The following is a 25,490-nucleotide window of genomic DNA, read 5'->3' as shown; positions in this document are numbered from 1 at the left end:
GCGGCGGGAAAGCGTGGAAAGCGAGAGGCGGCCCCGGCACCCTCGCAGGTGCCGGGGCCGCCTCTCGCCGGCTCGCGGAAGCCGGCGCGCGTTCCGGGACGCGGCGCGATCCGTCCCGAACGCGGGCCTGAACGCGGACCTAGAACGCGGACTCGGGGATCTCCATGACGTCCAGCGTGGTGGCCTCGGTGACGGCCTTCTCCGCGGCGAGGCGGGGCAGCACGGTGGCGCAGAAGAACTGGGCCGCGGCCACCTTGCCGGTGTAGAAGTCGCGGTCGGCGCCGGACACGTCCCCGCCCAGCTTGGCCAGGGCGACCTCGGCCTGGCGGCACAGCAGCCAGCCGACGATCAGGTCGCCGAGGGCGAGCAGCAGGCGGCTGGTGTTGAGGCCGACCTTGTAGATCTCCTTCGGGTCCTCCATGGAGCCGAGCGCCCACCCGATCATCGGGTCCAGGATGCCCTGCACGTCGTCCAGGGCGCGGCCCAGCAGGGCCCGCTCGTTCTTCAGCCGGCCGTTGCCCGCCTCGCTGGCCGCGAACGCCCTGATCTCACCGGCCAGGTGCTTGAGGGCCTCGCCGTTGTCCCGCAGGATCTTGCGGAAGAACAGGTCCATGCCCTGGATGGCGGTGGTGCCCTCGTACAGGGTGTCGATCTTGGAGTCGCGGATGTACTGCTCGATCGGGTAGTCCTGCAGGAATCCCGAGCCGCCGAGCGTCTGCAGCGACTCCGAGCCGAGCAGCGCGTACGCCCGCTCCGAGCCGAAGCCCTTGACCACCGGCAGCAGCAGATCGTTGATCTTCTCGGACAGCTCGTCCCGGCGGCCCTCGTGCGCGGCGAGCTGGACGGCGTCCTGGTACGAGGCGGTGAGCAGCACCAGCGCCCGCATGCCCTCGGCGTACGCCTTCTGGGTCATCAGGCTGCGCCGGACGTCCGGGTGGTGGGTGATGGTCACGCGGGGGGCGGTCTTGTCGGTCATCTGGGTGAGGTCGGCGCCCTGCACCCGCTCCCTGGCGTACTCCAGCGCGTTGAGGTAGCCGGTGGAGAGGGTGGCGATGGCCTTGGTGCCGACCATCATCCGGGCGTGCTCGATCACCAGGAACATCTGCTTGATGCCCTCGTGCACGTCGCCGACCAGGTAGCCGACGGCCGGGTGCTTCTCGCCGAAGGTCAGCTCGCAGGTCGTGGAGACCTTGAGGCCCATCTTCTTCTCGACGTTGGTGACGTAGGCGCCGTTGCGCTCGCCCAGCTCACCGGTCTCCAGGTCGACCATGTACTTGGGCACCAGGAACATCGACAGGCCCTTGGTACCGGGGCCGGCGCCCTCGGGGCGCGCCAGCACCAGGTGGAAGATGTTCTCCGCCATGTCGTGCTCGGCCGAGGTGATGAACCGCTTGACGCCCTCGATGTGCCAGGTGCCGTCGGGCTGCTGGACGGCCTTGGCCCGGCCGGCGCCCACGTCGGACCCGGCGTCCGGCTCGGTCAGCACCATCGTGGCGCCCCACTGCCGCTCCAGCGCGAGCTCGGCGAACCGCTTCTGCTCGGGCGTCCCGATGTGCCACAGGATCTGGGCGAAGCCGGGGCCGGAGGCGAACATGTGGACGGCCGGGTTGGAGCCCAGCACCAGTTCGGCCAGCGCCCAGGCCAGGCTGCGCGGGGCACCCGTGCCGCCGAACGCGGGCGCCAGGTCGACCCGGTACCACTCGGCGTCCATCCACGTCTTGAAGGACTTCTTGAAGCTCTCCGGCATGGTGACGGCGCCGGTCGCGCTGTCGAAGACCGGGGGGTTGCGGTCCGCGTCCTCGAACGAGTCGGCGAGCGGACCCTCGGCGAGGCGGGTCACCTCTTCGAGCATGCTGCGCGCGGTGTCCTCGTCCAGGTCCTCGTACGGACCGCCGCCGAGCAGGTCCTGGCGGCCGAAGACCTCGAAGAGGTTGAACTCCAGGTCCCGGAGATTGCTCTTGTAGTGCCCCATCGAACACTCCGTGTGGTTCGGCGGCGCTCCAGGCCCCGCGCAAAGTACTGGTCGGTAACTCGACATCATGCTACCCGCTGGTAACCAGTGACAACCCCCAGTGGATGGGTGATTCCCGACATGCTGGTCAAGGTCCGGGACGGCCCCCGTGCGAACGGCCGCCGGTACGCCGCGATCATTGAAGGGGTCGGTCGGTACGCCTCCCGGGTCATCAGCACGGGAGCCCCCGCCGCACACATCCCGTGAACCGGCCCCCGACCTCCGCGAACCGGACAAGGAGAAGCTCTTGAACACGATGGCGCCCCCCAGGCTCACCGTGATCGGCACCGGGTACCTCGGCGCCACGCACGCGATCTGCATGGCCGTCCTGGGCTTCGAGGTCCTCGGCGTGGACGTGGACGAAGGGAAGATCGCCAAACTCGCGTCCGGGGAGGTGCCCTTCTTCGAACCCGGGCTGCCCGAACTGCTGGCCAAGGCCCTGGAGTCGGGGCGGCTGCGGTTCACCACCTCGCTCGCCGAGGCGGGCGCGTTCGGCGACGTGCACTTCGTGTGCGTGGGCACGCCGCAGCAGCCCGGCTCGGACGCCTGCGACCTCTCCTACGTGGACGCGGCCGTACGCGGGCTGGCCCCGCACCTGGACCGCCGCACGCTCGTGGTCGGCAAGTCGACCGTGCCCGTCGGCACCGCGGCCGGGCTGACCACGCTGCTGCACGAGCTGGCCCCGGCCGGGACCGACGTGGAGCTGGCCTGGAACCCCGAGTTCCTGCGCGAGGGCTTCGCCGTGGACGACACCATGCGGCCCGACCGCCTGGTCTTCGGCGTCGCCTCGGACTGGGCGGACGCCCGGCTGCGCGCCGCGTTCCAGCCGATCCTGGACCAGGGCACCCCGGTGATCCGCACCGATCTGGCCACCGCCGAGCTGGTCAAGGTCGCGGCCAACTCGTTCCTGGCCACCAAGATCTCCTATATCAACGCGATGGCCGAGGTCTGCGAGGCGGTGGGCGCCGACGTCAAGGACCTGGCCGACTCGCTGGCCCTGGACGACCGGATCGGCGGCAAGTTCCTCAAGCCGGGCCTGGGCTTCGGCGGCGGGTGCCTGCCCAAGGACATCCGGGCGTTCGCGCACCGGGCCGAGGAGCTCGGCGTCGGGCAGGCGGTGTCGTTCCTGCGCGAGGTGGACGCGATCAACCGCCGCCGCCGCGCCCGTACCGTCGACCTGGTCCGCGAGCTGCTGGGCGGCCGGATCTCGGGGGCGCGGATCGCGGCGTGGGGCGCGGCGTTCAAGCCCAACTCCGACGACATCCGGGACGCGCCCGCGCTGGACGTCGCCCGCACCATGCACGGGCTGGGCGGCCACGTACGGGTCTACGACCCCGCCGCACTGGACAACGCCCGGCTGGCCTTCCCCGAGCTGCGGTACGGCGAGAGCGCGCTGGACGCCGCCCGGGACGCCGACGTCGTGGTGCTGCTGACCGAGTGGGCCGACTTCCGCGAGATCGACCCCGGCGCGCTGGGCGAGGTCGTCGCGCACAAGCGGATCGTGGACGGGCGCCACGCGCTGGACGCCGCGATGTGGCGCGAGGCCGGCTGGGAGTACCGCGCCCTGGGCCGTTCCTGAGCCGCACCTGAGCCGCCGCCCCCTGGACGCGTTCGGGGGAGGATTCCGGTGGTGAGGCGCCTCACCACCGGAATCCTCCCCCGAACGCGCTTGTTAGCATGAGGACGAGGGTCGTACCCGGCCCTCCCGGACGAGGTGCGCGCCGTACCCGGCAGGCAAAGACGACGCGCGAAGCAGTCGTCGTCTCATCCGGGAGGAAAGATCATGGCCTGGGTCCTCGTCATCGCCGCCGGCCTCTTCGAGGTCGCGATGGCACTCTGCCTGAAGAAGAGCGACGGGTTCTCCGTCCTGCTGCCCACGCTGGGCTTCCTGGTCTTCGCCGTGACCAGCTTCGGCCTGCTCAGCCTCGCCCTGACCCGGCTGGAGGTGGGCACCGCCTACGCCGTCTGGGTCGGCATCGGCGCGGTCGGCACCGCCGCGGCCGGGATGCTGCTGATGGGCGACCAGGTCACCCCGCTCAAGATCGGCGCGCTGGCGCTCATCGTCATCGGCGTGATCGGCCTCAACCTGGCCGGAAGCGGCGCGCACTGAGTCCCTTTCGTCCGATCCATCGCTGAAAAGACCAGGTGGAACGTAGTGTCCCCGGAAGGCGTCTATGGGACGTAGGGCGCACGCGATCGCGCCCATGACTCGGGAGGGAACCTTGGTCTTCAAGAAGCTCATGCAGGCGATGGGGGTCGGCGGCCCGCAGGTCGAGACGGTCCTGCACAACCCCAACACCACGCCCGGCGGCACCGTCACCGGCGAGGTGACCATCCTGGGCGGCCAGCACGACTCCGAGATCCTCGGCGTGAAGCTCGCGTTGAAGACCCGCGTGGAGGTCGAGTCCGGCGACAACGAGTACTCCTCCAACCTGGAGTACGCCAAGCTGCCGATCTCCGGCCCGTTCAAGCTGGACGACGGCGCCCGCTACAGCATCCCGTTCCAGATGCCGATCCCGTGGGAGGCGCCGCTGACCCACTTCTACGGGCAGCCGCTGCGCGGCACCACCGTCGGTGTCGCCACGGAGCTGGAGGTGGCCCGCGCGGTCGACGCCACCGACCTGGACCCGATCGCGGTCCACCCGCTGCCGGCCCAGGAACGCGTCCTGACCGCGTTCGCCAACCTCGGATTCCAGTTCCGCAACGCCGACTGCGAGAGGGGCCGCATCCGGGGCGTGCACCAGGAGCTGCCCTTCTACCAGGAGATCGAGTACTACCCGCCGGCGCACTACGCCCGGGGGATCAAGCAGCTCGAGGTCACCTTCGTGTCGTACCCGCGGTCCATGGAGGTGGTGCTGGAGCTGGACAAGCGGGGCGGGGTCCTCACCGAGGGGCACGACTCGTTCGCCCGCTTCACCGTGGACTACGCCACCGCCGGGCAGACCGACTGGGAGCAGCGGCTCGACGGCTTCCTCCAGCAGGCCGGCCGGCGCAAGGGCCTGTTCTGAGCAGGCGCGCGCACTGAATGATCAAGGCCCGGGGTCCCCCGGGCCTTGATCATTCGGGGGGTGATGCGTAGAAAGAGGGCCTGTGGCTGAACCTCCCGGAATGAGCGATGCGGAACGGCGGCTGTGGGCGGCGTTCCCCACCGGCACCCGGGTGGTGCTCGGCGACGACCCCCCGGCCGGCCCCGATCCCTCCCGGATCATCCGCGCCGAGGTGATCTCCCAGCTGCTGCTGGGCGCGCACGAGCCGCGCCTGGGGTACGTCCCGGCGGTACGGCTGAGCGGCGCGTACATCATCGGGACCCTCGACCTGTCGGGCGGCATGATCGAGTACGAGCTGCTGCTGACCAACTGCCGCCTCTCCGAGGCCCCCGACTTCTCCAACGCCCAGACCCGCCAGCTCCGGCTGTCGGACTGCCGGATGCCGGGGTTCGACGGCGGCGGGCTGCGCGCCGACGGCTACCTGAGCCTCTCCGGGTCGGTGATCGAGGGACCGGTCCACCTGCCGCGAGCCCAGCTCCTGGGCGGCTTCCGGATGAACGGCACCAGGATCACCGTCGACGACCCCTCGCGGTGGGCGCTGTTCGCGGGCTCGCTGGTGGTCGAGGTCGGGCTGTTCGGCCGCGAGTGCGAGATCACCGGCGGGGCCCGGCTGGTCGGCGCCCGGATGAACGGCGGCCTCTACCTGGAGGACGCCGTCCTGCGCAACCCCGGGCGGCTGGCCCTGGACGGGCAGAACATGGTGGTCGAGGACATCGCCGAGTTCAGCCGGGCCACCACGATCGGGACCGTCCGGCTGCGCAGCGCGCGGATCAACGGGACCCTGTCGTTCTCCCTGTCCCGGCTGGACGCGGGCGCGCCCGACCGGATGGCGCTGCACGCCAGCCACATGCAGGCCGACGAGCTGCTGCTGATGCCCGCGGAGAAGATCCGGGGACGGGTGGCGCTGTCGTACTCCCGGATCGCGCTGATCATGGACCTGCCGGAGTACTGGCCCGACGAGCTGTGGCTGAACGGCCTCACCTACGAGACGCTGCGCGGCGCCGACTTCAAGGACCGGCTGAGCTGGATCTCCCGGGACAAGGAGTTCTACCTCCAGCCGTACGAGCAGCTCGCCGCCTGGTACCACGGGATCGGCCACGACGACCTCGCGCGCAAGGTGCAGCTGGCCAAGATGCGCGCGCGGCGCCGCCGCCTGCACTGGATCGGGCGGGGCTGGAACCTGCTGCTCGACTGGACGGTGGGGTACGGGTACCGGCCGTGGCTGGCCTTCATGTGGTTCGGGGTGCTGGTGGCCGTCGGGACGGTGGTGTTCTCCGCGAACCCGCCCAAGTCGATCAAACCGGGTGAGGAGCAGCCGGACTTCCACGCCCTCGTCTACACGCTCGACCTGCTGATCCCCATCGACACGTTCGGGCAGCAGCAGGCGTACGACCCGCAGGGCTGGTCGCGGTGGGTGGCGTACGCCCTGATCGCGGCGGGCTGGATCCTGGCCACCGCGCTGATCGCCGGGGTGACCCGCGTCCTGCGACCCAACTGAGACCCGGCCGAACGGACCGAACGGCCGCCCGCTCACGGTCCGGGGGCGAACCGTCCGGGGGCGAACCGTCCGGGGGCGAACCGTCCGGAGGGCGAACCGTCCGGAGGGCGAACCGTCCGGAGGGCGAACCAACGTGCCCGCGGGCGCGTCCACCCCGTTGAGCGAGGAGAATGGGGCGCCATGGGCACGTATCTCATCACGGGGGCCACCGGCGGCATCGGCGCGGCGTTGGCCGGGCTGCTGGCAGAGCGCGGGCACGAGCTGATCCTGGCGGGCCGGTCGCAGGAGCGCCTGGCGGAGCTGAGCCGCCGGATCACCTCGGGGGCGCACGCCCAGACGCAGGTGCTGGTCCGGGACCGTAACGGCGAGCCGGGCGCCGTCCGCACCACCACGCCGCGGGCGACCGCCCGTACCCTCGCGCTCGACCTCACCGAGCCCCGCCGGCTGGAGGCGGCGCTGGCCGCGGCCGGCCTGCCGGACCGGCTGGACGGCGTGGTGCACGGCGCGGGCGTGGTCGATCTCGGCGCCGTGGCCGAGCAGGACGCCGACCACTGGATCGACCAGCTGATGGTCAACCTGGTGTCGGCGGCGGAGCTGACCCGGGTGCTGCTGCCCGCCCTCCGCGCCGCCGGGGGCCAGGTGGTCTTCGTCAACTCCACCGCCGGCCTGCGCGCCAACCCCCGCTGGTCGGCGTACGCGGCCAGCAAGTTCGGCCTGCGGGCGCTGGCCGACTCGCTGCGCGCCGAGGAGCCTTCGATCCGCGTGACGACGGTCTACCCGGGCCGTACCGCCACGGAGATGCAGCGCAAGGTGCACGCCCAGGAGGGCCGCTCCTACGACGAGACGCGGTTCACCGAGCCGGCGACCGTGGCCCGCGCGGTGGTCGCGGCGATGGAGACGCCGGCCGACGCGGTCGTGACCGATCTCACCCTCCGCCCCCGCGCCAGATGATCATGCTCGCCGGCGTGGACCCGCGTCCCGCCGCCGGGGCGGCGTCGTCGCAGCGCGCACCGGCGGGTCCGGTGTTCGCCGGGTAAAGCCGTACGCGGCTCGGGTCGCGTGCCGGTCAAGAGCCGTACGCAGGGCGAGAACCTGCTCGCAAAGGCTTGGCAGCCGCGTCGACCCACCACGTCCATCGGGCAAGGCTCCAACGCACGGGACGCACACCCGAACGAGCAGAGGAGCCGGTAATGAGCACCGTCACCACGCCGGACGGCACCGTCATCTTCTACAAGGACTGGGGCCCGCGGGACGCCCAGCCGATCGTCTTCCACCACGGCTGGCCGCTCAGCTCGGACGACTGGGACGCCCAGTCGCTGTTCTTCCTCTCCAAGGGGTACCGCGTCATCGCCCACGACCGCCGCGGGCACGGACGCTCCGGCCAGCCCGCGACCGGCCACGACATGGACGCCTATGTCGCCGACGTCAACGTGCTGACCGACGCCCTCGACCTTCGGGGAGCGGTGCACGTCGGGCACTCCACCGGAGGAGGCGAGGTCGCGCGCTACGTGGCGCAGGCCAAGCCCGGCCGCGTCTCCAAGGCGGTACTCGTCTCGGCCATCCCTCCGGTCATGGTGAAGAAGGACAGCAACCCCGAGGGCACTCCGATCGAGGTCTTCGACGGATTCCGTGCCGCCCTCGCCGCCAACCGGGCCCAGTTCTACATCGATGTCCCCGCCGGGCCCTTCTACGGCTTCAACCGGCCCGGGGCCGAGGTGTCCCAGGGACTGATCGACCGGTGGTGGTGGCAGGGCATGATGGGCGCGGCGAACGCCCACTACGAATGCATCAAGGCGTTCTCGGAGACCGACTTCACCGAGGACCTGAAGAAGATCGACGTCCCCGTCCTCGTGATGCACGGGACGGACGACCAGGTCGTGCCGTACGCCGACTCGGGCCCGAAGTCCGCCGAGCTGCTCACGAACGGCACGCTCAAGAGCTACGAGGGGTACCCCCACGGAATGCTGTCGACGCATCCCGAGGTGCTCAACGCCGACATCCTCGCCTTCGTGGAGGGTCAGTAGCTCTCGCGGGAGGGGTCGCGGCGCAGCAGCCAGGAGGCCAGCACGCCGCCGAGCATCCCGAACAGGTGCCCCTGCCAGGAGATGGACGGGTCGCTGGGCAGCACGCCGAAGATCATCGTGCCGTACACCGCCACCACGCCGACCGCGATGGCCAGGTCGAGCAGCCGCCGCTCGAACAGGCCGCGGCCGAGCAGGTAGCCGAAGAAGCCGAAGATCAGGATGCTGGAGCCCAGCGTGTTGGCCGAGCTGGCGAACCACACGCCCAGCCCGCCGATCACGATGATGATCAGGCTGGCGACCAGGAACTTGGCGATCCCGCGGGCGGCGGCCAGGAAGCCCAGGATCACGAACGGGACGGTGTTGCCGATCAGGTGCCCGAAGCCGCCGTGCATGAACGGGGCGGTGAAGATGTCGGTCAGGTCGCCGACGTCGTGCGGCTGGATCCCGAAGGTGTCCAGCGCGCCGTTCATCACGTAGTCGGCGATCTCCAGGACCCACATCGCGGCGGTGACCACGCCGATGATGACGGCCGCGGAGACGACGCGCGCGCCGTGCGTCGCGAGCCCTTCGGAACGGCTCTTCTCGGGGACTGGGGGATAGCTCATGTTCGCCCGCCGTCGTGTCAGTGACCCTGCCCGTCAATATCGGAAACGTGCGCGGGGCCGGTTTGGTGCCCGGCGCCGGTCCCGAGGGGTTCGGGGGTTCTCCTACCCCCCGAACCGTATCGGCGAACGGCCAAGATCGGTGGCGGGCGGCGGCTCAGGCCGCGTCCTCCACGACGTCGCCGCGGACCATGATGACCGGCAGGCGCCGGCGGGGCGGGGCGTCGGCGGAACGGCGCAGGTGGCGGCGCTCCTCGGGCGTCGTGCCGCCCCAGATGCCGTCGGGCTCGCCCACGCGCAGCGCCCAGGCCAGGCAGTCGGCCGTCACCGGGCAGTTGCCGCAGATGGCCTTGGCCGCCCGCTCCTGTTCCCGGAGGATCGGCGCGGAATAGCCGATCGGGAAGAACAGGTCGGGGTCGGCGCCACGGCAGATGGCGTGGTCGCTCCAGTGTTCCTCGTTCTCGACGTACTGCATGGTCACTCCCTGCGGCGCGATCGGCGCCGGGCAGTCTTGGGGTGGTGTGTCAACACAACGTAGTACTACAAGCCGTAGTACTACAAGTCGTTGTTCCCTGGGGACGATACGGCCGGATAACCTGAGTGACGTGCGGCGTGATCAAGAAGTGATCTTTCGGGAGGCGACCCGGGCGGATCTGCCCGATATCGTCCGCCTGCTGGCCGACGATCCGCTCGGCGCCACCCGCGAGTCGCCCGGCGCCGTCATCCCCGAGGCGTACTTCACCGCGTTCGACGCGATCTCCAAGGACCCCAACAACAGCGTGATCGTCGCCGAGGTCGACGGGGCCGTCGCCGGCACCCTCCAGCTCACCTACATCCCCGGCCTCACTTACACCGGCGGTGAGCGCGCCCAGATCGAGGGCGTCCGGGTGGCCTCCGAGCAGCGCGGGCACGGCCTCGGCCAGGCCCTCATCGGCTGGGCCATCGACCAGGCCCGCGCCCGCGGCTGCCGGGTCGTCCAGCTCACCACCGACCGCCAGCGCCCCGCGTCGATCCGCTTCTACCAGAAGATGGGCTTCCGCCCATCCCACATGGGCATGAAGTACCACCTCAAGGACGCCTGACCCGCCGCACCCGCGGAAAGCGGGAGCCCCCGGCCCGCACAGCGGACCGGAGGCTCCCGTTCGCCCCCGTTACCCGGGGGTCAGCAGGTGTAGGACTCGATGTCGATGTCGTAGTCGTTCCCCACCTTGAACCACCGGTCGTAGCCGATGGCCGCGTAGTTGCGGACCTTGGCGTCCTCCTGGCCGTCCTTGTTCCACTGCACCTTCATCGTGCAGCCGGCCATGATGGCGAAGGTGTCGGTGTCCTTGTACGCGGACGTGTAGGAGTGCTTCCCCGGCCTCAGCCACTTGTAGTAGTTGTGGCCGGACTGCCCCGAGCAGGACGGGCGGTACTTGACGAAGTCCCCTGTGTCCCCGCTGCCGCACCAGTCGCGCCCCACCCGCACGGAGCGCTTCGAGCGGTTCTGGACCTCGCTGCATCCCCCCGTCCACACGCCGCAGCTCGCGCCGCGGACCGTGACCGTGTCGGCCGGCGTGGCGGGCGCCTCCGCCCGCGCCGGCGCCGGGGCGGCCTGCGCCGGGCCCTCGGCGTGGGCCGGTGCGCACGCCATCCCCAGTGCCATCGAGAGGCACGCCCCCGTGGTGACCGCCCCCGCGATCTTGCCGATCCTCATGTACGACTCCCCGTTCGTCGGTCCGGAGCCCCCTGTGGAGGTCTGGCGCCTCCGTGCTCCGCTGTCGGCCAACACACTGGCGGGCACCGTCCCGGCGCGGCAACGCTTGGTGACCGGAACGGGACGAGCGGGACATCCCAGGCCCGTGACCTGCACCTTGGTCCGCTTCCCGGGACATATGGGATGATCCTCAAGGGGCCAGGGGACGGCATCGGAGGGCTCTGGTGGGCACCACGGAGGCGGTCGCGCGCTTCGCCGGCCTCCTGCGTTCACTGAAGAAGCGCAGCGGACGCTCGTACGAGGACCTCAGCCGCCGGGCGCTCGCCAGCCGTTCCGCCCTGCACCGCTACTGCTCCGGGCAGGTCGTCCCGCCCGACGTCGAGACGGTCACGCGCATCGCCGACGCCTGCGGCGCGGACGCGCGGGAGAAACGCGAGCTGATCGCCGCGTGGCTGGCCGCGAGCCAGGAACGCCAGGCCGTCCCGGAGACACCGGCCCCTCCCCCAGCGGAGGCCGCCCGGCCCGTCCCACCGCCGAGGAGCCCCCCGGATCCCCCGATCGTCCCGGCACCGTCCCGGAGGCCGGTCCTCGCCGCGGCGGCGGCCTTCTGCGCCGTCGCGATCGCCTCCTCCTCGTCAGCGCCCGCCGTACCGGCCAGGGCCGGTCCCTCGGCGATCCCCGGGGAGATCTGGACGTCCCACCCGAAGAAGGTGGATCCGCGGCTGTTCGGGGTGACGGTCAACTCCGACACCGGCCTGATGCCGACGTTCAAGGTCGGATCGGTCCGATTCTGGGACAGCGGGACCCGGTGGGCCTCCCTGGAACGGCGCCGCGGCGAGTACGACTGGACGGTCCTGGACCGCCAGATCGAAGCGGCCGGACGAAACGGGCTGGACAAGCTCTTCGTCCTCGGAGGCACGCCCGCCTGGGCGGCCCCGGAGGCGCCGACGACGGCCTACCCCGACGGCTCGCGGACCTCGCCACCCGACGACCCGCGCGACTGGGACCGGTTCGTCACCGCCCTCGCCGAGCGCTACCGGGGCCGCATCGACGCGTACGAACTCTGGGTCATGGGCAACGACCGCCGTTTCTTCACCGGCACCCCGGAGCAGCTCGTGGACATGACGCGCCGTGCGGCCCAGGCCATCCGGCGCATCGACGGCAAGGCCACGGTCCTGTGCCCCGGCATGGGACGGCTCTGGGAGCCGTCCGGGCAACGCCTCCTCCAGCGCTTCGCCCGGCTCGGCGGGTACCGGTACTGCGACGCCGCCAGCGTCAAGCTCCACCAGCGCGACGCGGCGGACCCTCCCGAGACGATGCTCAAGCCCCTTCGGAACGTGGACCTCATCATGCACGCGGCCGGCGTCCACTTACACCTGTGGAGCACCGGCACCACCCACGAACTCGCACTGCAAGGCTCGCTGGACGAGGCGAAGGCCGCACGTTACGCGATGCGCTACTACCTGACCGGCCTCGTCGGCAGGGAGCTTTATCTACGCAGGATGTACTTCTACAACTGGGGCAGCACGAGGATCCCCATCGTCCTCCAGGAGGCGGGCACCGCACCGACCAAAGCGGCCCTGGCGGTAGAACGCCTGCAAGGATGGCTCGCCGGCGCGAGCGTCCGCGCGTGCGGCCACGGCATCCCGGCCGGCCTGCCCCAGAACGCCTGGCAGTGCGCGTTCACCCTCCCCGGCAAGGGCGGCGCGGTCATCCGCTGGACCGACACCGGACGCGCCGTCACCACGGCCCCGCCCGGCAGCAGCGGGCTGGAGCGCATGGACGGCACGGCGGAACCCCTGCGCGCGGGCGACCCCGTCACCGTCTCCGAGGACCCCGTCCTCATCAAGCACGCCTGAAGTCACCTGCGCACGGCGTAAACGAGGTGCAGCACCCTGTCCCCTTCGATGACGCGCGGATCCTCCAGCATCCTGACGCCCCCTGCGAACGAGCCGAAGTAGCGCTTACCTCTCCCGAGCAGCACGGGGACGACGTTGAAATGGACCTCGTCGACGAGACCGGCGGCGAGGGCCTGGCCGCCGACGTCGCCCGCCGCCACCGAGACGTCCCCGAGGGCCCGTGCCTGCTCGACCGCCGGCGGGACGTCCCCGACGAACGTGAACGGCGCGTCTGGAAAGGGCCAGTCGGCGGGCGGCTCGTGGGTGACGACGAAGACATGCTCGCCCGCGGCCGGGACGCCGTTCCAACCGTTGGTGATGTCGAACAGGCGGCGGCCGATGACGGTCGCGCGGATACCGCCCAGCGAGCGGACGTACCCGGCGCTGGCGGGGGTCACATGGAACACCCGGCCGGGATCGCCCATGGTCACCGCGACGTCGCCGTTCCCGTACCAGTCGAACAACGGCCCGACCGCGTCGTCCTCGCTGGCGATGAACCCGTCGAGCGACACGGTCGCCGTCATGATCACTTTGCTCATGGCCGGCCCCCTCCCCTCAATCTTCCCCGGGTTCATCGGCCCCGCATGAGCCTGACGCCGTGTCGTCCGGCCCCCGCCGGTCGAGCGCCCCGGGACGGCCGGGCGGGCAGCCGTACGACACGGTCGTGAGGAGGACCGCCCGCCGCGCCAGGCCGACCGGTGCACCCCACGTGACCGAGACCCCGGGGCGCTCCAGCAAAACCCCGGGGCCTCGGGGCCTATTCGATGACGACCAGGCTGCGTAGCACTCGCCGCCACCAGCCCTCACGTGCCCGGCCACGTACGGGCGCGACGCAAGGTGCAGGCAACGGCCTGCGCGCAGATCGTCCGGCAGGTGCCGCCGGACGGAAGGACTGCCCACCCTCGGTGCTGCGAGGCTGAGGCGTCCGCCCCGGCTCGACGGGCCGGGACGGCCGTGCCGGGCGTACCATCTCCAGGCGCCGCCCCAGCTCGAACGGGTCTCTCGCCTCGACGAGCCGGTCACGTCCGGACGGGTCGCGCGTGAGCGCCCACCACGAGCCGGTGAACTCGCCCCACCACACGCTCGCCCTCGGAAAGCGGCAGCGAAGTTCGCGTGCCACGCGCTCGGGGTCGAGGTCATGAGCCGCCCACGGCGCGAGCGCGGTCATCGTCCGCCCTCCGGCGAGTGACGGTGGGCGAGGTTACCCAAGGTCGCCACGACGGCATCGCCGCCCCGGTCCGCCGGTGCGATCGGCTCGCCCCGCACCGTCCAGAACCACGGCATTCCGTGGTCATCGGGTCGCCGCCGGCACGTGATCGTGTCCTCGGCGAGCGCCGTTCGGGGGCAGCACTCGGGAACCTGAGGGTTGATCACGCGAAGTCCCCGCACGGTCAGCTCTACTTCGAGGCCACGGGCACCAAGCCGCGCTCCCAAAGCGGCGAGGTGGGTGTAGGCCATACGATTCATCACAGGTCGGAACCGCCTTCCGGCCAAGGCCCCGGGCTCCCCGATGTTGCCGCATCGGGCCGGGGCCGCTTTGGTTTCTGTGTGCCAGCAACAATGCGCTACCCACAGTGACGACTTAAAGCAAGGTGGCCGACGTCCCCGGGGTGGAAGCCCGATTCGGCGACGACCACATCGCCATGAGCGTGTTCGTCTTCGACGACGAAATGCTGGTGACACCCCAGCTGGCGAACCTGGTCGGGCACGACTCGCCCATGCTCCACGTGCAGCGATGCCAGGATGACGGGCTGTTCGACCGCTTCGCCTTCCACGTGGCCGAGTTGTGGGAGGCCGGGCGCCCCATCAAGGACCTCCCCACCTGACAGCACGCGAGAGCAGGCCGGAACGTCCTGTGATCACATGGAGAAGGGCGAGCGGCGCATGCCTGAACGAGGGCGCGCAACGAGCAAGAGCACTCCCGTGGCGGTGGAAACCCTCGCGGCCACACTCGCGGCTCAACGGCGTGCCGATGACCTTGTCGGCTCTCAGGCCGTTCTCCCTGCAGCTTGCGATCACCTCGCGCACATCCTGCGCCTCCTGCAGGAAGCCCGTGGTGACTACACCAGGAGACTCGCCGCGGTCGCATCGGAGGCATCCCAGTTCGCGGGGTGGCTGCACACCGCGACGGGAGCGCACGACCAGGCAGGCTCCCTCTACGACCAGGCACTACGCCTCGGCGTCCAGGCCGGAGACCACAACCTCGCGGCCACCGCGCTCTCGATGCGCGGGCATCTGGCATGGACAAGCGGCGACTACACGGAGATGGCCGAGCTCTCTCAGGCCGCCGCTGAGATGGCGACAGCTGCGGGGACGCGCACGGTCGCCACGCAGCAGCGCGGGCGAGCACTTGCCCTGCTCGGTGAACGACAGGACGCGCTGCGTGCAATCGGTGAAGCCGAGGAAGTCCTCGCCAAGGGCACGGGCCGGGACGACCCCGATGGCCTGTACTTCTACGGGACCGAGCTACTCGCCATGCAACTGGGCCTGATCTTGGCCTACCTCGCCAGATCACCCGCGGAGTACCTTGCCGCCGCTGAGGCCATAGCGGGGGGCATCGCGGCCTTTCCTCCCGCTCTCCGGGATTCCGAATGGGTCGCCTGGTATCGCGTTCAGGCCGCAGCCGCGCTCGGAATGGCGGGTGAGGCCGAAGAAGCCCTCACCGGCCTGCGGAAAGCATTCGGCGTCCTCTCCTCAACGGGCGGAACGAAGACCATCGCGGATATCGCGCGCGTGCACCGTTCGCTTGCCCGTCGGTGGCCCCGCCATCCGGACGTCGCCTCGTTCGGGGAGGCGCTGCGCTGAGTCGCCCAGGCCCTGACGGAGCATAAGTCAAGGGGAGAACAGGGGAGACATGGGGAGATCCCCCGTCTCCCCACTGCACCTCAACCACAGGGCGGTATCCCACATGGAGCCATTGGAGTTGGCTCGGCGGGCGGCTGACGGCGACGCGAGTGAGAGCACGCTGAGCGCGCTGGAGACGGTCGTGGACGACCTCGCCTCCGCCTACCCGAGGACGGCGCCCGCCGAGCTGGTGGGTCACGTACAACGCCATCTCACGTATGTGGAGGCGCTGCTGGACGCCCGGATGACCCTGGCCGAAAGGCGGCGTCTGATCGTCATTGGAGGTTGGCTGTCCTTGCTGGCGGCGACCTGCGACATCGATCTCCATCACCGTCCCGCGGCGACGGCCCGCCTGCGGACGGCTGCTGCTTTGGCCGACCAGGCCGGGCATACCGAGATCCTTGCGTGGTGCCTGGAGACCGAGGCATGGCAAGCACTCACCGATGGTGACCACCGGCGCGCGCTCGACCTCGCCCAGGCCGCCCAGCGAGTCGCGCCACGTACGGGTTCGGCGTTCATCCAGGCCACGGCGCAGGAGGGGCGCGCGTGGGCGCGGCTCGGGGCCGGCGCCGAGACCCGGGACGCACTGGCGCGGGTCGAACGGCTGGTGACGCCCCTGGCGATGCCCGATCGCCCCGAACATCACTACCGCTACGACCCGGCCAAGAGCGACGCCTATACGGCGACCACGCTCGCGTGGGTCGGCGACCCGGCCGCCGAGCCATACGCGAGGGGTGTGCTCGCCCGGCTGGAGTCGGACGGCCCGCCCCGGCCGCGACGCGCCGCATCCGCCCGGCTCGACCTCGCTCTGGCCTTGATCGCCTCGGACCGTCCCGAGGAGGCCGCGCACACGGCGCTTGAGGCCGTGACGAGCGGGCGGCTGGTGCCCTCGAACTACTGGCGTGCGGCCGAGATCATCACGGCGGTCGAGTACGTTCCGGCGGCCGGTGAGCTGCGCGAGGCCTTCCGCGACCTGTGCGCGAGCTCCCGTCTGCAAGATCATGGAGCGGCTGGCCCGGGCTGACATGCTGGGCGGATGCGACAGATCACCGTGCTCGGCGGTTGTGGCGCGTTTCCAGAGCCGGGCCGGGCGTGCAGCGGGTTCGCGGTGGACTGGGACGGCTACCGCTTGGTGCTGGACCTCGGCTACGCCACGTTCCCGCGGCTCCTCGCGCACTGGCCGGACGGCGCCCTGGACGCGGTCGCCATCACCCACGAGCACCCGGATCACTGCATCGACCTCCACGCACTGTTCCGGATGAGGCTCTATGGCCGCCCCGGCGGACCACGGCTGCCGCTGTACTGCCCGCCAGGCGTACTCGACAGGCTCCAGGGTCTGGAACCCGACGTCGATCTGAACGCGGTCTTCGAGGTACATCCCCTGCCCGGCACCTACCAGGTCGGGCCGTTCAAGCTGACCGGCCTGCCGCTCCCGCACTACGTGCCCAATGCGGGGATCCGCCTCCAGGCCGGCGAGATCGCACTGGCCTATTCCGGGGACACCGGCCCGGACCCGCTGCTGGCCGAACTCGGCCGTGACGCCGACCTGTTCATCATCGAGGCCACCGATCGACCCGGCGAGACGCGGCGGGCCACACGCAACCTGATGACCTCCGCCGAAGCCGGCCACTGGGCCCGGCAGGCGGGCGCCCGCAGGCTCATGCTCACCCACTTCTGGCCCGGCAACGATCGGACGGCCTCACTCGCCGCAGCGTCCGCCCGCTTCGGCGAAGAAGTGCTGGCGGCCGAAGAAGACCTCACCGTCACGCTCGGGAAACCCTAGCCACCCCGCCATCTCGCACGGACGGGGACGCGCTTGCGGGGCGCTGGGGTTGACCCTCCAGTGGGTGGAGGCATTACGTTCGCGACGTTCTTCTTGGTACAGGCCGGGGCCTCGGGGATCATGAAAGGGGGTGGGGTGCCTGTGACGTGCTGCCCTGAATGCGGGGGTCCCGCCCTGCCTCAACCGTGCGAGGAGCTCTTCGGGGCCGTGCTCGCGCTCGACCACTCCCGGCGCCCGCCCTGGGGGCCTTTGCACGGGATCACGGTCTCCTGCTTCCTCCTCCAGCACCCCAGCCGCCTGCCCAGGAACGCTCCGGCCTTCCCCTGCCTGATGCTGCACACCTACCTGGACGAAGGTCTCACTGCGGTCACCCGGCTCATCGGACGGGCCCGCCGCTCCAACAGCCATCGAAGCCGCGGCCTTCAACTCCCCGAGATCGACACCGGTGCCCCGGAACCGCACCTCGCGCCGTCGCCCACGGACTTCGGCGTCACCATCCACGACGTCGGCCAGGACGGGACGTTCCCGGCGGACGGCTTCCCTGAGCGCATCACCGCCTGGGCGTCGGACATCATCACCGCCTGGTGCTCGCGGAACCCGGGAACATGCCCGAACCCGGGCGCTCACCGCTCTCCGCGCTGACCTGCGGCGGGCACCGGTGGCGGCCCCGATCTGCGGGTATTCGGGATTGGTGTGACAGCGGCACGACCCTGGTCACGAGCGCGGGACGCTCTGATACGCCGGCTCGGCGGGGCACGCCAGGCCCGCCTGGTCCTGTTGCTGGCGGGCGTGCTGGCCCTCAACTCCGCCGACGTCGGAGTGATCGGGGCGATCGTCGGGGAGTTGCGGCACTCGCTCAACATCGGCAACACGCAGGTCGGGATCCTCACGGCGGTTCCGGCGGCGGTGGGCGCGGTCGCCACCCTTCCGGTCGGGCAGCTGGCCGACCGGGTGCCCCGGGTGCCGCTGCTGGCCGGGAGCATCGTGTTGTGGAGCGTGGCCATGATCATGGGTGGCCTGGCCGACTCGTACGCGTGGCTGCTGGCGTCCCGGGTGGCCCTGGGCGCCGTCACGGCCACGGCCGGGCCCACGGTGGCCTCGCTGATCGGTGACCTGTTCCCGCCCGAGGAGAGGGCGGCGATCTACGGGCGGGTGCTGGCCGGTGAACTGCTCGGGGTCGGGTTCGGGCTGCTCGTGGGGACCGACATCGCCGCGGCCCTGAACTGGCGGGTGTCGTTCTGGTTCGTGGCGGCGCTGGGGCTCGGGCTGGCCGTGGCCGTCTGGCGGATGCTGCCCGAGCCCGAGCGCGGCGCCCAGGAGCGCCCGGCCGGCGAGGCCGGGACGGCCGGGGCGGCGGCCGGGACGGAACCGGCCCGGCGGGCGGTACGGGACCTGGGCGTCGAGCCGCGGCCGGAGACCGTCCTCCACGAGGACCCCGGCCGGATGTCGCTGTGGCAGGCGATCGTCTACGTGCTCCGCATCCCCACGAACGTGATCATCATCATCGCCTCGACGCTCGGCTACTTCTTCTTCGCCGGGCTCCGCACGTTCGCGCTGTTCTTCGTCCAGCACCGCTACGGCGTCGGGCAGGTCGAGCTGAGCCTCTTCATCCCGCTGGTGGGGCTGGGCAGCCTGGCCGGGGTGCTCGCCGGCGGCCGGCTGGCCGACCGGCTGATGGGACGCGGGTTCCTCACCGCGCGGATCGTCGTGCCCGGGATCGGCTACGCGGTGTCGGCCCTGCTGTTCGTGCCCGGCCTCCTCACCCGGGAGCCCGCGGTGGCGCTGCCGCTGTTCACGCTGGCCGCGGCGGCGCTGGCCGCGGCCAACCCGCCGCTGGACGCCGTGCGGCTGGACGTCGTCCACTCCCGGCTGCGGGGCCGCGCGGAGGGCGTCCGGACGATCCTGCGCATGACGGGCGAGGCGACGGCGCCGGTGCTCTTCGGGTGGCTGTCGGTGCTGCTGGCCTCCGGGACCGCCCCGGACACCGCCACCGGGCTGGACCGCGTGTTCCTGCTGGGCCTTCTGCCGCTGCTGGTGAACGGGCTGCTCCTCATGCGGGCCCGCCGCTCCTACCCGCGGGACGTGGCCTCGGCCGTGGAGTCGGAACGCCGTACGGCCCGTGCCGGGGTCGTGCCGTCCGGTGACTGAGATGGGTATTGCAAGACCGAATGGTGGGTTTGTCCTGCTCAATCGCGGTAAAGGGCGAAATTAGGGACTCAGTCTCCAAGGGGGAAGCCATGACGGAGCGAAGAGAACCCGTGACACCGAGGGGGACCGGGCGCATTCCGGAAGAACGCGCACGGGGGGAGCAGGAATACGCGATCTGGGAGGACAGGACGCGGGTCTTCCTGCAGCCGGTCGCGGCGCCCTCCATCCTGGGACTGTTCGGACTCGCGGGAGCCACCTTGATGGTGGGGGCCTGGCACGCGGGCTGGTACGGCACCGCGGTCACGCCGCTGGCCCTGTTCCCGTTCGTCCTGACGTTCGGCGGGCTGGCCCAGCTGCTGGCGGGCATGTGGTCCTACCGGGCGCGGGACGGGCTGGCCACCGCGGTGCACGGCACGTGGGGCGCGTTCTGGCTGGGGTGGGGACTGCTGTTCCTGCTGCTCGGCCTGGGCGGGATCCCCGCGGCGCAGCTACCGGTGATCGGGGTGGCGGCCCCGGCCTTCGCGTTCTGGTTCGTGGTGCTGACGGCGATCACCGGCCTGTCCGCGATCGCCGCACTGGGCCAGAACCTGGGCATGGCGGCGACGCTCGCCATCCTCACCCTGGGCTCGGCGTTCACCGCCGCGGGCTTCTGGGCGGGGACGACCTGGCCGCTGCGGGTCGGCGGCTGGATGTTCGTGATCGCCGCTGTGATCGCCCTCTACACGGCCGCGGCCCTGATGTTCGAGAACAGCTTCGGCCGCACGATCCTGCCGGTCGGCAAGTACCGCGCCGAAGCCAGGGCCATGGGCCGCCGCAAGGTGTCCCGGCCGCTGGAGTACCGGTACGGCCAGCCGGGCGTGAAGATCGGCCAGTGAACCGGACGCACGCCGCGGCCTAGCCGACGGAACGACACCGGACACGGTCCCGTCACGACGGGACCGTGTCCGGTTTGTCTATAGTTGGCCTATCCTGTGCCGAATGCGGCGTCCGGAAGGAGCAATCGATGTCATCGGTGATCGGGTACTGCCGGAGAGCATGGCGGCGGGCCGTCCTCACCTACGCCCTGGCCTGTGCCCGCGACGACGCGGCCGCGCGCGAGCTCACGGCGCCCGCCGGAGTGTGGATCTGCGAGCGCTGCCACGAGGCGCTGCTCGAGCTGACCTCGCTGCGCGAGCATCTGCGCGTCGCGCACGCGATGCCCTGACCCCCGCCGCCTCACCGTAGCCGCGCCTCTCCCGAGCAGGTCCCTCTCCCCCGGCACGGCGGGCAGGCCCCTCCCCGCCGCCCACCTGTCTGTATCCGTTCGCCCCGACGTGTAATGCTGGCCGTACAGGTGTGATGTCCAGCACGTCGATTGGGGACCGGATCGTGGCCGTGAAGCACGTGGAGATCGAGCGCAAATACGACGCGGCCGCCGACTTCGTGGTCCCGGAACTGACCGCGCTGCCCGGGGTGGCCGCCGTGGACACCCCCGAGATCCACCACCTGCACGCCACGTACTTCGACACCGAGGACCTGCGGCTGGCCGCCCACGGGATCACGCTGCGCCGGCGGCGCGGCGGGTCGGACGCGGGATGGCACCTGAAGATCCCCGCGGGGCCCGACAGCAAGAACGAGCTGCGCGCGCCCCTGGGACGGGCCCAGGTCGTGCCCGCGCGGCTGGCGTCGCTGGTCGCGGCGTACACGCGCGGCGGGAGCCTGCGGCCGGTGGCGACCCTGGAGACCGACCGTACGGTGATCCGGCTGCTGGACGGGTCGGGCGCGGTGCTCGCCGAGGTCGCCGACGACGCCGTGACGGGACGGGTGCTGCTCGGTGAGGGCGGCGACGCCTGGCGCGAGATCGAGGTCGAGCTGGCCGCCGGGGCGCGCGACCTGCTGAAGGCCGCGGGCAAGCGGCTGCGCAAGGCCGGGGCGCGGGAGGCCGCCTCGTCGTCCAAGCTGGGCCGGCTGCTGGACGGCGACATCGCGCGGCCCACCACCAGGGAGATCGTCCAGCGGGCGCGCGCGGCGACCGGCGGGACGCCGACGGCGGGCGAGGCGGTGACGGCCTACCTCGCCGCGCAGCTGGAGGCGGTGCTGGCCTTCGACCCCAAGGCGCGCCTGGCCGAGTACGACGCCGTCCACCGGATGCGGGTCGCCACCAGGAGGATCCGCAGCGTGCTGCAGAGCTACCGGCCCGTCCTGGACCGGACGCGGACCGATCCGCTGCGCGCGGAGCTGAAGTGGCTGGCGGCGGCGCTGGGCGAGGTCCGCGACCTGGAGGTGCTGCGGATGCGCTTCACCGACCGGGTCGCCGCGCTGGACGACATCGGCGAACCGGCCTGGCTGGAGGAGCTGGCCCGCCAGGAACGCGCCGCGTACCGCAGGCTCAACGCCACGCTGAAGGAACCCCGCTACTACGCGCTCCTGGACGCGCTCGAAGCCCTGGTCGCCGACCCGCCCCTGAAGGGCAGGGCCGGGCGCGACGCGGCCACCGAGCTGCCGCGCCTGGTGGAACGGGCCTGGGCGCGTCTGGCCGCCACCTACGCGTCGATCGGGCACGCCGAGGACGCCGATCTGGCCCGGCACGACACCCGCAAGGACGCCAAGCGGGCCCGGTACGCGGCGGAGGTGGCGGTTCCGGTCCTCGGCGAGCCCGCGAAGGCGGTCGTCGGCAACGCCAAGCGCCTCCAGGAGGTCCTCGGCGGCTACCAGGACGGCGTGATCGCCGCCGCGCACCTGAAGGAGGCGGCGGCGCGGGCCCGCGACACCCGCGAGGCGTTCACCCTCGGGGTCCTCTCCGGGATCGAGCGGTGCGAGGCCGAGGCCGCGCTGGAACGCCTGGAAGGGACCTGGGCCGAGATCCCTCCCCCGTCCTTCCAGGCTCCCTGAGACGCACGCCGCCAGGCCGGCCCGGCTAGGGTGCGTGGCGTTCCAGGGCGGCTATGGACGGGACGCCCTGCTCGCCGCCGGACAGGTGAGCCGTCCAGAACGCGCCCTTGCGCAGGGACGGCTCGTCGGGGACCTTCTCGCCCAGCCGCCGGCACAGCCCGGTGATCAGGTCGGAGACGATCTCGCCGTGCGTGCACACGAGGGCGGGGACGCCGTCGCCGGCCAGCTCCAGGAGGCGGTCGCAGGCCCGTTCGGCGCCGGTCTCACCGAGGGTGAACGCCGGGTCGGTCACGACGACGGCGCCGGTGCGCCGGGCGTACGGCAGGACCGTGTCCAGGCAGCGGGCGGTGGCCGAGCTGATCGGGCGGGCCGGGCCGTACCCGGCCAGCAGCCCGGCCAGCGCGACCGCGTCGGCACGGCCCCGGGCGTCGAGCGGGCGCAGCTCGTCCGGTTCCTTCCACAGCCGCTTCTCGCCGGCGGTGGCGTGCCGCAGGATCACCAGCGGCCAGGTGTGGAGCGGTCCCGTGCCGAACTCGCGCAGCAGGTCGACGTCGTGGGAGTAGGTCAGGCGCCGCTCGGCCTCGGCGACCGGCAGCCAGTCGAGCCGGTCGACCTCGTCGTTCGGCACGGCGTGGCCGGGGGCGGAGCCGACGCAGCGGGCCGCCCAGTAGTCGACCCGTTTGGGCCGGTCGTCCTTGAGGTAGCCGACCGAGGGCAGGCGGCGGCCGAGCCGCGGCGCGAACCCGGTCTCCTCGGAGACCTCCCGGACGACCGCGCGCAGCACGTGCTCACCGGCCTTGGCCTTGCCCTTGGGGAACGACCAGTCGTCGTACTTGGGGCGATGGACCAGCGCCACCTCGGGGGAACCGGGGTCGCGGCCGTCCCGCCACAGGAGCGCCCCGGCCGCCCGGATCGGCTCGCCGTCAGCCATCGACCGTCCTCCAACGCCTGCTCTTCACCAGGTGGGTCTGAATGTCCAGCAACGGCTCGGCGGTCATGGCGGAACGGCGGATCCAGGTGCCGTCGCCCTCCAGCCACCACGCGTCGGTCCCGTCGTCCATCGCGCGGTCGAGCAGTTCCAGCAGGTCGGTCCGGTGGCCGCGGTCGGTCACGGTGACCAGCGCCTCCACGCGGCGGTCCAGGTTGCGGTGCATGAGGTCCGCACTACCCAGCCAGACCTCGGGATCACCGCCGTTCTCGAACGCGAACACGCGGGAGTGCTCCAGGAAGCGGCCGAGCACGCTGCGCACCCGGATGTTCTCCGACAGGCCGGGGACGCCCGGACGCAGCGCGCAGATCCCGCGCACCCAGATGTCCACCGGGACGCCCGCCCGGGAGGCCCGGTACAGCGCGTCGATGACCACCTCGTCCACGACCGAGTTGCACTTGAACCGCACGCGGGCCGACCGGCCCGCCTCCGCGTGCTCGATCTCCCGCTCGATCCGCCGGACGAGGCCGGGCCGCAGGCTCTGCGGCGCGACCAGCAGGCGCTTGTAGTCGTTCTGCCGGGAGTAGCCGGTCAGGTGGTTGAACAGGGCGCTGACGTCCTCGCCGACGTGGGGGTCGGCGGTCAGGAGGCCGAAGTCCTCGTAGAGCCGGGCCGTCTTGGGGTGGTAGTTGCCGGTGCCGATGTGGCAGTAGCGGCGCAGCACCCCGTCGGCCTCCTGGCGGACGACGAGGGCGAGCTTGCAGTGCGTCTTCAGCCCGACGAACCCGTACACCACGTGGCAGCCGGCCTTCTCCAGCTTGCGCGCCCAGGCGATGTTGGCGCGCTCGTCGAAGCGCGCCTTGAGCTCGACGACCACCACCACCTGCTTGCCTGCCGCGGCGGCGCCGACCAGGGCGTCCACGATCGGCGAGTCGCCGCTGGTGCGGTAGAGGGTCTGCTTGATCGCCAGGACCTTCGGGTCGTCGGCGGCGTCCTCGATGAGCCGCTGGACGGTCGTGGTGAACGAGTCGTAGGGGTGGTGGACCAGCACGTCGCGTTCGCGGATGGCGGCGAACAGGTCGGCGTCCGCCGGCAGCGCCTCCTTCGACGGGACGAACGGGGGGTACTTGAGCTCCGGCCGGTCCAGGTCGGCGATGGCCGCCATCCCGGCCAGGTCGAGCGGGCCGTCCAGCCGGAAGATCTGCCGCTCGTCGATGGACAGCTCCTCGGTGAGCAGATCCAGCACCCCTTCGGAGATCGAGTCCTCCACCTCCAGCCGGACCACCGGGCCGAAGCGGCGGCGCAGCAGCTCGCGCTCCAGGGCCTGGAGCAGGCCCTCACTGATGTCCTCGTCGATCTCCAGGTCCTGGTTGCGGGTGACCCGGAACGCGTGGTGCTCGACCACCTCCATGCCCACGAACAGCTGGCCGAGGTGCGCCGCGATCACGTCCTCCAGCGGGGTGAACCGGTCCGGCGACGCCTCCAGGAAGCGGGGCAGCACCGGCGGCACCTTCACGCGGGCGAACATGGTGGCGTCGGTCTGCGGGTCGCGGACGATCACCGCGAGGTTGAGCGACAGCCCGGAGATGTAGGGGAACGGGTGCGCGGAGTCGACCACCAGCGGGGTCAGCACCGGGTAGATCCGGTCGCGGAAGAACCGGCGCATCCGCTCCTGCTCGGTCTCGGCCAGCTGGTCCCAGCGGAGCAGCTCGATGTGCTCCTTGGCCAGCGACGGGCACAGGTCGTCGCGGAAGCAGGCGGCGTGCCGCAGCATCAGCTCGCGCGCCACGGTGGCGGTACGTTCCAGCACCTCGCGCGGCTGCCGGCCGCTGGCGGACTGGACGGCCAGGCCGGTGGCCATGCGGCGGGTCAGCCCGGCGACCCGCACCATGAAGAACTCGTCCAGGTTGGTGGCGAAGATCGACAGGAACCGCACCCGTTCCAGCAGGGGCAGCCGGGCATCCTCGGCGAGTTCCAGGACGCGCTGGTTGAACCGCAGCCAGCTCTCCTCGCGATCCAGGAACCGGTCGTCGGGCAGCGCTTCCGCACCGTGAGGGATATGTCCTGGAGTGACGCTCATGGTGGTAATAGTCCCTGGTCAAGATGAACAGCAGTCGAACAACGAGGTTGCAGACGTTTC

The 25,490-nt window shown here is 71.4% G+C and carries 25 protein-coding genes and 1 riboswitch; of the genes, 17 read left to right on the top strand and 8 right to left on the bottom strand.

Annotated features, from left to right (window positions below):
- Positions 1-139: 139 nt before the first annotated feature.
- The gene (locus IW256_RS34010; protein WP_197014839.1) at positions 140-1,972 is read right to left on the bottom strand and encodes an acyl-CoA dehydrogenase; all 1,833 of its coding nucleotides are present in this window, start codon (positions 1,970-1,972) and stop codon (positions 140-142) included.
- A 295-nt stretch (positions 1,973-2,267) separates the two neighbouring features.
- On the opposite strand from IW256_RS34010, the gene IW256_RS34005 reads away from it, so the two are divergent.
- From IW256_RS34005 to IW256_RS33980, 6 genes are all read left to right on the top strand, one after another.
- Positions 2,268-3,590: a UDP-glucose dehydrogenase family protein gene (locus tag IW256_RS34005; RefSeq protein WP_197016718.1), complete on the top strand. Its 1,323-nt coding sequence runs from the start codon at positions 2,268-2,270 to the stop codon at positions 3,588-3,590.
- 103 nt (positions 3,591-3,693) lie between these two features.
- Positions 3,694-3,761, top strand: a riboswitch (guanidine-III (ykkC-III) riboswitch).
- Positions 3,762-3,794: 33 nt separating this feature from the next.
- Entirely contained in the window at positions 3,795-4,121 is a 327-nt protein-coding gene (locus IW256_RS34000) for a DMT family transporter (RefSeq protein WP_197014838.1), read from the top strand.
- Between the two features lie 112 nt (positions 4,122-4,233).
- Positions 4,234-5,019, top strand: coding sequence for a sporulation protein (locus IW256_RS33995; RefSeq protein ID WP_197014837.1), 786 nt, complete (start codon positions 4,234-4,236; stop codon positions 5,017-5,019).
- 100 nt (positions 5,020-5,119) lie between these two features.
- The gene (locus tag IW256_RS33990) at positions 5,120-6,556 is read left to right on the top strand and encodes a hypothetical protein (protein WP_197014836.1); all 1,437 of its coding nucleotides are present in this window, start codon (positions 5,120-5,122) and stop codon (positions 6,554-6,556) included.
- A gap of 180 nt (positions 6,557-6,736) precedes the next feature.
- On the top strand, positions 6,737-7,507 hold the full coding sequence (locus tag IW256_RS33985; protein ID WP_197014835.1) for an SDR family oxidoreductase: 771 nt from the start codon (positions 6,737-6,739) through the stop codon (positions 7,505-7,507).
- Between the two features lie 239 nt (positions 7,508-7,746).
- A complete protein-coding gene (locus IW256_RS33980) occupies positions 7,747-8,580 on the top strand; it encodes an alpha/beta fold hydrolase (RefSeq protein ID WP_197014834.1) in 834 nt (277 codons plus the stop codon).
- Here IW256_RS33980 and IW256_RS33975 read toward each other — a convergent pair.
- Both IW256_RS33975 and IW256_RS33970 read right to left on the bottom strand, forming a co-directional pair.
- The gene (locus tag IW256_RS33975; RefSeq protein ID WP_197014833.1) at positions 8,574-9,185 is read right to left on the bottom strand and encodes a rhomboid family intramembrane serine protease; all 612 of its coding nucleotides are present in this window, start codon (positions 9,183-9,185) and stop codon (positions 8,574-8,576) included. The two genes, IW256_RS33980 and IW256_RS33975, sit on opposite strands and share 7 nt — an antisense overlap.
- 154 nt (positions 9,186-9,339) lie before the next feature.
- Positions 9,340-9,657 carry a WhiB family transcriptional regulator gene (locus IW256_RS33970; RefSeq protein WP_197014832.1) on the bottom strand — a complete coding sequence of 106 codons (318 nt, stop codon included), beginning with the start codon at positions 9,655-9,657 and terminating at the stop codon, positions 9,340-9,342.
- A 148-nt stretch (positions 9,658-9,805) separates the two neighbouring features.
- On the opposite strand from IW256_RS33970, the gene IW256_RS33965 reads away from it, so the two are divergent.
- On the top strand, positions 9,806-10,264 hold the full coding sequence (locus IW256_RS33965) for a GNAT family N-acetyltransferase (RefSeq protein WP_197016717.1): 459 nt from the start codon (positions 9,806-9,808) through the stop codon (positions 10,262-10,264).
- Positions 10,265-10,344: 80 nt separating this feature from the next.
- On the opposite strand, the gene IW256_RS33960 is transcribed toward IW256_RS33965, so the two are convergent.
- Positions 10,345-10,878: a hypothetical protein gene (locus IW256_RS33960; RefSeq protein ID WP_197014831.1), complete on the bottom strand. Its 534-nt coding sequence runs from the start codon at positions 10,876-10,878 to the stop codon at positions 10,345-10,347.
- Between the two features lie 224 nt (positions 10,879-11,102).
- On the opposite strand from IW256_RS33960, the gene IW256_RS33955 reads away from it, so the two are divergent.
- Positions 11,103-12,737 (top strand): helix-turn-helix domain-containing protein, encoded by a 1,635-nt coding sequence (locus IW256_RS33955; protein WP_197014830.1) that lies wholly within the window; start codon positions 11,103-11,105, stop codon positions 12,735-12,737.
- Positions 12,738-12,739: 2 nt separating this feature from the next.
- On the opposite strand, the gene IW256_RS33950 is transcribed toward IW256_RS33955, so the two are convergent.
- Both IW256_RS33950 and IW256_RS33945 read right to left on the bottom strand, forming a co-directional pair.
- Positions 12,740-13,315 (bottom strand): dihydrofolate reductase family protein, encoded by a 576-nt coding sequence (locus IW256_RS33950; protein WP_197014829.1) that lies wholly within the window; start codon positions 13,313-13,315, stop codon positions 12,740-12,742.
- A gap of 625 nt (positions 13,316-13,940) precedes the next feature.
- Positions 13,941-14,234, bottom strand: a complete 294-nt coding sequence (locus tag IW256_RS33945) for a hypothetical protein (protein ID WP_197014828.1) — start codon at positions 14,232-14,234, stop codon at positions 13,941-13,943.
- A 152-nt stretch (positions 14,235-14,386) separates the two neighbouring features.
- Between IW256_RS33945 and IW256_RS33940 the strand changes: the two genes are divergently transcribed.
- The 9 genes from IW256_RS33940 to IW256_RS33900 all read left to right on the top strand — a co-directional run bounded on the left by IW256_RS33940 (position 14,387) and on the right by IW256_RS33900 (position 22,422).
- Entirely contained in the window at positions 14,387-14,602 is a 216-nt protein-coding gene (locus IW256_RS33940; RefSeq protein ID WP_197014827.1) for a hypothetical protein, read from the top strand.
- Positions 14,603-14,639: 37 nt separating this feature from the next.
- Positions 14,640-15,581 carry an NsdA family TPR-like regulatory protein gene (locus IW256_RS33935; protein ID WP_197014826.1) on the top strand — a complete coding sequence of 314 codons (942 nt, stop codon included), beginning with the start codon at positions 14,640-14,642 and terminating at the stop codon, positions 15,579-15,581.
- 118 nt (positions 15,582-15,699) lie between these two features.
- Complete coding sequence (locus tag IW256_RS33930) at positions 15,700-16,644, top strand: NsdA family TPR-like regulatory protein (protein ID WP_197014825.1); 945 nt, start codon at positions 15,700-15,702, stop codon at positions 16,642-16,644.
- Positions 16,645-16,656: 12 nt separating this feature from the next.
- Complete coding sequence (locus IW256_RS33925; protein WP_231404045.1) at positions 16,657-17,403, top strand: MBL fold metallo-hydrolase; 747 nt, start codon at positions 16,657-16,659, stop codon at positions 17,401-17,403.
- Between the two features lie 120 nt (positions 17,404-17,523).
- Positions 17,524-18,045 carry a DUF5946 family protein gene (locus IW256_RS33920; RefSeq protein WP_269217967.1) on the top strand — a complete coding sequence of 174 codons (522 nt, stop codon included), beginning with the start codon at positions 17,524-17,526 and terminating at the stop codon, positions 18,043-18,045.
- A 51-nt stretch (positions 18,046-18,096) separates the two neighbouring features.
- Positions 18,097-19,551, top strand: a complete 1,455-nt coding sequence (locus tag IW256_RS33915; protein WP_197014823.1) for an MFS transporter — start codon at positions 18,097-18,099, stop codon at positions 19,549-19,551.
- Between the two features lie 110 nt (positions 19,552-19,661).
- On the top strand, positions 19,662-20,426 hold the full coding sequence (locus IW256_RS33910) for an acetate uptake transporter family protein (RefSeq protein WP_307829277.1): 765 nt from the start codon (positions 19,662-19,664) through the stop codon (positions 20,424-20,426).
- Between the two features lie 128 nt (positions 20,427-20,554).
- A complete protein-coding gene (locus tag IW256_RS33905) occupies positions 20,555-20,755 on the top strand; it encodes a hypothetical protein (RefSeq protein ID WP_197014821.1) in 201 nt (66 codons plus the stop codon).
- A 134-nt stretch (positions 20,756-20,889) separates the two neighbouring features.
- Positions 20,890-22,422: a CYTH and CHAD domain-containing protein gene (locus tag IW256_RS33900; RefSeq protein WP_197014820.1), complete on the top strand. Its 1,533-nt coding sequence runs from the start codon at positions 20,890-20,892 to the stop codon at positions 22,420-22,422.
- Between the two features lie 25 nt (positions 22,423-22,447).
- Here IW256_RS33900 and IW256_RS33895 read toward each other — a convergent pair whose 3' ends face one another.
- Together IW256_RS33895 and IW256_RS33890 are read right to left on the bottom strand one after the other, a co-directional pair.
- Complete coding sequence (locus IW256_RS33895; RefSeq protein ID WP_197014819.1) at positions 22,448-23,353, bottom strand: NUDIX hydrolase; 906 nt, start codon at positions 23,351-23,353, stop codon at positions 22,448-22,450.
- Positions 23,346-25,430 (bottom strand): RNA degradosome polyphosphate kinase, encoded by a 2,085-nt coding sequence (locus IW256_RS33890; protein ID WP_197014818.1) that lies wholly within the window; start codon positions 25,428-25,430, stop codon positions 23,346-23,348. Before IW256_RS33890 ends, IW256_RS33895 begins: the two co-directional genes overlap by 8 nt.
- Between the last annotated feature and the right edge of the window lie 60 nt (positions 25,431-25,490).

Source organism: Actinomadura viridis, assembly GCF_015751755.1.
Taxonomy (GTDB): domain Bacteria; phylum Actinomycetota; class Actinomycetes; order Streptosporangiales; family Streptosporangiaceae; genus Spirillospora; species Spirillospora viridis.
This window is presented reverse-complemented; position numbering and strand designations above follow the sequence as displayed.

Bases quoted from the DNA above. Each gene is read 5' to 3' on its own strand.
- IW256_RS33945 (WP_197014828.1), bottom strand. From the start codon at position 14,234: ATGGCCTACACCCACCTCGCCGCTTTGGGAGCGCGGCTTGGTGCCCGT.
- IW256_RS33960 (WP_197014831.1), bottom strand. From the start codon at position 10,878: ATGAGGATCGGCAAGATCGCGGGGGCGGTCACCACGGGGGCGTGCCTC.
- IW256_RS33975 (WP_197014833.1), bottom strand. From the start codon at position 9,185: ATGAGCTATCCCCCAGTCCCCGAGAAGAGCCGTTCCGAAGGGCTCGCG.
- IW256_RS33925 (WP_231404045.1), top strand. From the start codon at position 16,657: ATGCGACAGATCACCGTGCTCGGCGGTTGTGGCGCGTTTCCAGAGCCG.
- IW256_RS33935 (WP_197014826.1), top strand. From the start codon at position 14,640: ATGGAGAAGGGCGAGCGGCGCATGCCTGAACGAGGGCGCGCAACGAGC.
- IW256_RS33990 (WP_197014836.1), top strand. From the start codon at position 5,120: ATGAGCGATGCGGAACGGCGGCTGTGGGCGGCGTTCCCCACCGGCACC.
- IW256_RS33920 (WP_269217967.1), top strand. From the start codon at position 17,524: ATGAAAGGGGGTGGGGTGCCTGTGACGTGCTGCCCTGAATGCGGGGGT.
- IW256_RS33890 (WP_197014818.1), bottom strand. From the start codon at position 25,430: ATGAGCGTCACTCCAGGACATATCCCTCACGGTGCGGAAGCGCTGCCC.
- IW256_RS33980 (WP_197014834.1), top strand. From the start codon at position 7,747: ATGAGCACCGTCACCACGCCGGACGGCACCGTCATCTTCTACAAGGAC.
- IW256_RS33950 (WP_197014829.1), bottom strand. From the start codon at position 13,315: ATGAGCAAAGTGATCATGACGGCGACCGTGTCGCTCGACGGGTTCATC.
- IW256_RS33895 (WP_197014819.1), bottom strand. From the start codon at position 23,353: ATGGCTGACGGCGAGCCGATCCGGGCGGCCGGGGCGCTCCTGTGGCGG.
- IW256_RS33900 (WP_197014820.1), top strand. From the start codon at position 20,890: ATGTCCAGCACGTCGATTGGGGACCGGATCGTGGCCGTGAAGCACGTG.
- IW256_RS33970 (WP_197014832.1), bottom strand. From the start codon at position 9,657: ATGCAGTACGTCGAGAACGAGGAACACTGGAGCGACCACGCCATCTGC.
- IW256_RS34000 (WP_197014838.1), top strand. From the start codon at position 3,795: ATGGCCTGGGTCCTCGTCATCGCCGCCGGCCTCTTCGAGGTCGCGATG.
- IW256_RS33905 (WP_197014821.1), top strand. From the start codon at position 20,555: ATGTCATCGGTGATCGGGTACTGCCGGAGAGCATGGCGGCGGGCCGTC.
- IW256_RS33985 (WP_197014835.1), top strand. From the start codon at position 6,737: ATGGGCACGTATCTCATCACGGGGGCCACCGGCGGCATCGGCGCGGCG.
- IW256_RS34005 (WP_197016718.1), top strand. From the start codon at position 2,268: ATGGCGCCCCCCAGGCTCACCGTGATCGGCACCGGGTACCTCGGCGCC.
- IW256_RS34010 (WP_197014839.1), bottom strand. From the start codon at position 1,972: ATGGGGCACTACAAGAGCAATCTCCGGGACCTGGAGTTCAACCTCTTC.